Here is a 5,220-nt window from a genome sequence, read left to right as displayed (position 1 = left end):
TCCGGCAGCAGGAATCCCGCGGCCAGGCCCAGCACGCCGGCGCCGACGCCGATCCACAGGCCGAGCCGCGCGTCGTGCGCGCCGACCGCGCCGGAGACGATGCCCGCGCAGCCGACGGCCAGCAGCAGCGCGCCGACGAGGATGCCGATGCCGCGCCGGGAGGCCGCCTCGCCCTGCTGGTGGCGGAGGATGCCGATCATCAGCGGCATGAAGCCGACGACGCCGCCCTGGAGGGCCGCGCCGAGCGTCAGGAAGGGCAGCGTGGGCCGCAGCGCCATCACGAGCGAGCCGAGGACGACCATGACGATCGAGGCGCGGAGCAGCCGCCGGTGGCCGTAGCCGTCGCCGAGCCGGGAGAGGACCGGGGTGAGCACGGCGCAGCTCGCCATCTGCACCACGATGATCCAGTTCTGCTGTGCGGTGCCCAGGCCGGCCTGCTCGCCCAGGCCCGGGAGGATCGGCGGCAGGTACTGCTGGGTGGCTCCGCTGGCGACCTCGACCAGGGCCATGGAGGTGAGCATGGCGCGGGGGCCGAGGGGGCGCACGGGTCTGGCTGTTCTGTTCATGACAGAGACCTCGGTTCGGGGAACGGCGGTACGCGCATCCGGGCAGGCGGCAGCGACGCCCCGGAGGCGTACCGGTAAGTGAGGAGGGTTCAGGAATCGGCGCCGGGCCGCGGCAGGCGCGGCACGGCCCCGGAGAGCGCGAGGTCGACCATGGCCTCGGCCTGGGAGGCGAGCAGCACGTCGGCCCGCACCTCGGTACGGAACATCACGGTGCCGGACCACATGTCGATCAGCAGGTCCACGTCGATGTCGGCGGGCAGGTCGCCGCGTGCCACGCCGCGCTGGACCGCGGCCCGCGCGTACTGCCGGCGCGGGCCCAGCACCTCGGTGCGGAACCGCTCCAGCACGGCCGGGTCGCCGATGGTGGCCCACAGGGACGACAGCAGCCGGCCCCGGCTCTCGCCCACGTCCCGGACGATCTGGTCGAAGAGCGTCCGCATCTCGGCGCGGGTGTCCCCGAGGTCGGGGACGTGGTCGACCTCGGCGTTCCGGATCAGCAGCTCGCCGACGAGCGCCGACTTGTTGGCCCAGCGGTTGTAGACCGTCTTACGGGTGACGCCGGCCCGGGTCGCGACCTTCTCGATCGTCAGCTCCAGATACCCCAGCTCGGCGAGCAGCTCGGCCGCGGCGTCCAGGACCCTGCCGTCCAGCTCGGGGTCCTTCGGACGGCCGCCGCGGGCCGCGGGGCGGTCGGCCCCGCCGGGCGTGCCGGCATCGGTCTTCGGGGTACGACGCGAGCTCATGGTGGCACTCCGCAGCGACAGGAGAGGAGGGAGCGGCGGCCGGGGCGCGCCGACGGGCACCAACGTATGACCGCCCGCACCCCTGGTCAATACTTCAACGGAAACACTCTGTCCCCGATCTCAGCGCATCCCCATCCGCTGCCACGTAGGCGATGCGTCGACTTCCTACCCAGACCGTTCCCCAACTCCTCAGGCGGTGCGCCGCAGCACGGCCAGGTACATCGCGTCGGTGCCGTGCAGATGCGGCCAGAGCTGCACGTCCGGGCCGTCGCCGAGCGCGGGGACGCCGGGCATCAGCGGCCGCGCGTCGACCAGCTCGGCGGCCGCCTCGCCCCGCTCCTTCAGCACGTCGTCCACGACCGCGCGGGTCTCGGCCAGGTGCGGCGAGCAGGTCGCGTACCCGACGACCCCGCCGACCCGTACGGCCTTCAGCGCCTGCCGCAGCAGCTCGCGCTGGAGCGGCGCGAAGCCGTCCAGGTCCTCGGGCCGCCGCCGCCAGCGCGCCTCCGGGCGGCGCCGCAGCGCGCCCAGGCCCGTGCACGGCACATCGACCAGCACCCGGTCGAAGGAGCCTGGCCGCCAGACCGGACGCGTGCCGTCGGCGGCGATGACCTCGTACGGCCCGGGGTTGCCCGCCAGCGCCCGCGCGACCAGCCGCGCGCGGTGCGGCTGCTTCTCCGCGGCGAGCAGCGCGGCACCGCGCTCCGCCGCCAGCGCGCCCAGCAGGGCCGCCTTGCCGCCGGGCCCCGCGCAGGCGTCCAGCCAGCGCGCGTCGGCCCCCTCCACGGGGGCGTTGGCCAGGGCGAGCGCGACCAGCTGGCTGCCCTCGTCCTGCACGCCCGCGCGCCCCTCCCGGACGGCGTCCAGCGCGCCCGGCTCGCCGCCCTCGGTGAGCCGTACCGCGTACGGCGACCAGCGGCCCGGCAGCGCGTTCTCCTCGCCGACGGCGTCCAGCAGCTCCTCGGGAGTGGACCGGCCGGGCCGCGCGACCAGCGTCACCTCGGGCCGCTCGTTGTCCGCCTCCAGCAGGTCCTCGATCCCGGCCCGGCCCCCGCCCAGCGAGTCCCAGAGCGCCGAGACGACCCACCGCGGGTGCGAGTGCACCACGCCCAGGTGGTCCTCCGGGTCCTCGTCGTACGGCGGCGCGACCCGGTCCAGCCAGCCGTCCAGGTCGTCGGCGGCGATCTTCCGCAGCACCGCGTTGACGAACTTGGCCCGCCCGTCGCCCAGCACGACCCGGGCCAGCTCCACGCTGGCGCTGACCGCCGCGTGCGTGGGAATCCGCGTACCGAGCAGCTGGTGCGCGCCCAGGCTCAGCACGTCGAGGACCGGCGGGTCGACCTCGCGCAGCGGCCGGTCCACGCACTCCGAGATGATCGCGTCGTACGTGCCCTGCCGGCGAAGCGTGCCGTAGACCAGCTCGGTCGCCAGCGCCGCGTCACGCGCGTCGAAGCTGCCGTCCTCGCGCGCCTTGCGCAGCAGCGGCGGCAGGACGAGGTTCGCGTACGCGTCCCGCTCGTCGACCGCACGCAGGGCCTCGAAGGCGAGGATGCGCACGGGGTCCTTCTTCGGCCTCCGGTAGGGCTTGCCGGTACGACGACGAGGCTGGTCGCTCACGAGAAAGGTGCTCCGCTGCTGACGAGGACGAATCCCACCCAGCCTACCGCCGCAGCACCTCCCCCCAGCCGCCCTGGATCATGGTCTGGAACGCCCAGGCCCCGTCCCGCTTCACCAGCACGTCGGCGTACCGCACCGACTGCGGCCGCCCGCCGACGGTGAACACGGCGTCCGTGAACACCACGGCCAGCGCCGCGCTCAGGAAATGCGGCGTCCGCTGCGACGCGAAGGTGACCTCCTCGCCCCCGCCCATCACCTCGCGCATCGTGCGGGTGAACTCCTCCCGGCTCCACTGCCCGGTCACCCCGTCGCCTGCGGAGTCGTCGGTGACCAGGTTCAGCGGGAACACGGCCATGTCCGCCATCGCCTCGACGTCCCCCGCCGCGCTCAGCGCGTCGTACCGCGCGAACCACTCGTCCAGTTCGCGCCGCTCCCGCTCCGTCGGGACGTACGCCACGGCTTCCGGCACCACGTACTCACTCACGAGACCCCCACTAATCAAGTTTGACTACTAGCCTCCGACTCCATACCCGAACCTCCACTGGTCAAACTCGAAGAGCGGCGCCCCGGGCGTATCAGCCCTCCAGCCGCTCCCCTTCCGCGATCCGCACGCCCCGTGCCCAGTCCGCCGCGGCCATCGGCTTCTTGCCCTGCGGCTGCACCCACTGGAGCTGCACCGCGTGGCTCCCCGTGCCCACGAACACGGCCTTCTTCGTAGCCGCGATCTCACCGGGCGCCAGATCCGTGCGGTCCGGCAGCGGCGTCACCGACATCACCTTCAGCCGCTCGCCCCGGAACAGCGTCCACGCGCCCGGCGCGGGCGCGCAGCCGCGGACCACCCGGTCCACCCGCAGCGCCGGCGCCGTCCAGTCGATCTTCGCGTCCTCGACCTCGATCTTCGGCGCGAGCGTGACGCCCTCGGCGGGCTGCGGCACCGCCTTCAGCGTGCCGTCCTCGATGCCGTCCATGGTGGCGGCGAGCAGCCCGGCCCCCGCGAACGCCAGCCGGGTCAGCAGGTCACCGCTGGTGTCCGTCGGCCGCACCTCCTCGGTCAGCACGCCGTACACCGGGCCCGAGTCCAGCCCCTCCTCGATCCGGAACGTCGAGGCACCGGTCACCTCGTCGCCCGCCAGCACCGCGTGCTGCACGGGCGCGGCGCCGCGCCACGCGGGCAGCAGCGAGAAGTGCAGGTTCACCCACCCGTGCGCGGGAATCTCCAGCGCGGCCTTCGGGAGCAGCGCGCCGTACGCGACGACCGGGCAGCAGTCCGGCGCGATCTCGCGCAGCCGGGCGAGGAAGTCCTCGTCCCGCGGCCGGGCGGGCTTCAGCACCTCGATGCCCGCCTCCTCGGCACGCTGCGCGACCGGGCTGGCGACGAGCCTGCGGCCGCGCCCGGCCGGGGCGTCCGGCCTGGTCACGACGGCCACCACCTCGTGCCGGTCGGACGCGATCAGGGCGTCCAGTGCGGGCAGGGCGACCTCGGGGGTACCGGCGAAGACGAGCCTCATGTGTGGCGTTCTACCTCTCAGCGCTGCGAAACGACGCACCAGTCTATGGGGCGTCAGACACGGGGGCGTACGGATCACCGCGCGCCCCAGCTGAAAGCTCGTACGCCCCCATACCGTGACCCCACCCGGCGCTGCCGCGTTGGTCAAACGACATTGACCAACCGGACCGCCAGCCGGTCCACGCATTTCATTTTCCGCATCAACGCCGGTTCGAGAGGCTTGTTCATGGCCGACCACGCAACCCACGACGCCCAAGCACGCGCCAGTCTTCATCTACTGGTGCGGGACATCGAGCGGGTCCGCCGGCAGGTGGACGCCCTGCGTACGCTGACCGCACAGCTCGGCAACGTCTACCGTCCGCGGCGCACCGGCCCCTCCACGGGCTTCGTCGTGTACGGGCGCGCGCCGGCCCCCACGGTGCGCCTCGCCCAGGAGCTGCGGGACAGCGTCGAAACGCTCGTCACGGCCGCGGTCGACTTCGACCGCTCGCTCGGCTTCTCGTGGGACGCGGTGGGCTCGGCACTCGGCGTCACCAAGCAGGCGGTCCACCGCCGCTACGGCGCCCGCCGCGCCGCGGCCCAGCCCCCGGCCGACACCCCCGACCAGCCCCGCACGCCCGACGCCGCCGCCTCCCGCGCGGTCTCCGTGGCCCCGGCCCCCGCGGTCCCCGCGGCCCGCACCATGCCGGCGCAGCCCGCCCAGGACCGCCCCAACGCCTTCCCGGGCCCCCGCAACGGCTGACCGCACCACGCCTCGTACGCACGCCGACGCACTACGAGGCCCCCG

6 protein-coding genes are annotated in these 5,220 nt (G+C 74.0%); 1 reads left to right on the top strand and 5 read right to left on the bottom strand.

Annotation, left to right across the window (positions count from 1 at the left end; genetic code table 11):
- The 5 genes from C3486_RS36015 to fmt form a co-directional block, all read right to left on the bottom strand.
- The coding region (locus C3486_RS36015) for an MFS transporter (RefSeq protein ID WP_146075137.1) at positions 1 to 566 on the bottom strand (566 nt) is incomplete at its 3' end.
- Positions 567 to 655: 89 nt separating this feature from the next.
- Complete coding sequence (locus C3486_RS36010) at positions 656 to 1,309, bottom strand: TetR/AcrR family transcriptional regulator (RefSeq protein ID WP_103837066.1); 654 nt, start codon at positions 1,307 to 1,309, stop codon at positions 656 to 658.
- Between the two features lie 189 nt (positions 1,310 to 1,498).
- Positions 1,499 to 2,926, bottom strand: a complete 1,428-nt coding sequence (locus tag C3486_RS36005) for an RsmB/NOP family class I SAM-dependent RNA methyltransferase (RefSeq protein ID WP_103837065.1) — start codon at positions 2,924 to 2,926, stop codon at positions 1,499 to 1,501.
- Positions 2,927 to 2,969: 43 nt separating this feature from the next.
- Positions 2,970 to 3,410, bottom strand: coding sequence for a nuclear transport factor 2 family protein (locus C3486_RS36000; RefSeq protein WP_374936968.1), 441 nt, complete (start codon positions 3,408 to 3,410; stop codon positions 2,970 to 2,972).
- 91 nt (positions 3,411 to 3,501) lie between these two features.
- Positions 3,502 to 4,434, bottom strand: a complete 933-nt coding sequence (gene fmt / locus C3486_RS35995; protein ID WP_103837064.1) for a methionyl-tRNA formyltransferase — start codon at positions 4,432 to 4,434, stop codon at positions 3,502 to 3,504.
- Between the two features lie 225 nt (positions 4,435 to 4,659).
- On the opposite strand from fmt, the gene C3486_RS35990 reads away from it, so the two are divergent.
- Complete coding sequence (locus tag C3486_RS35990; protein ID WP_103837063.1) at positions 4,660 to 5,175, top strand: hypothetical protein; 516 nt, start codon at positions 4,660 to 4,662, stop codon at positions 5,173 to 5,175.
- Positions 5,176 to 5,220 lie beyond the last annotated feature (45 nt).

It is taken from the genome of Streptomyces sp. Ru73 (assembly GCF_002920575.1).
GTDB lineage: Bacteria > Actinomycetota > Actinomycetes > Streptomycetales > Streptomycetaceae > Streptomyces.
This window is presented reverse-complemented; position numbering and strand designations above follow the sequence as displayed.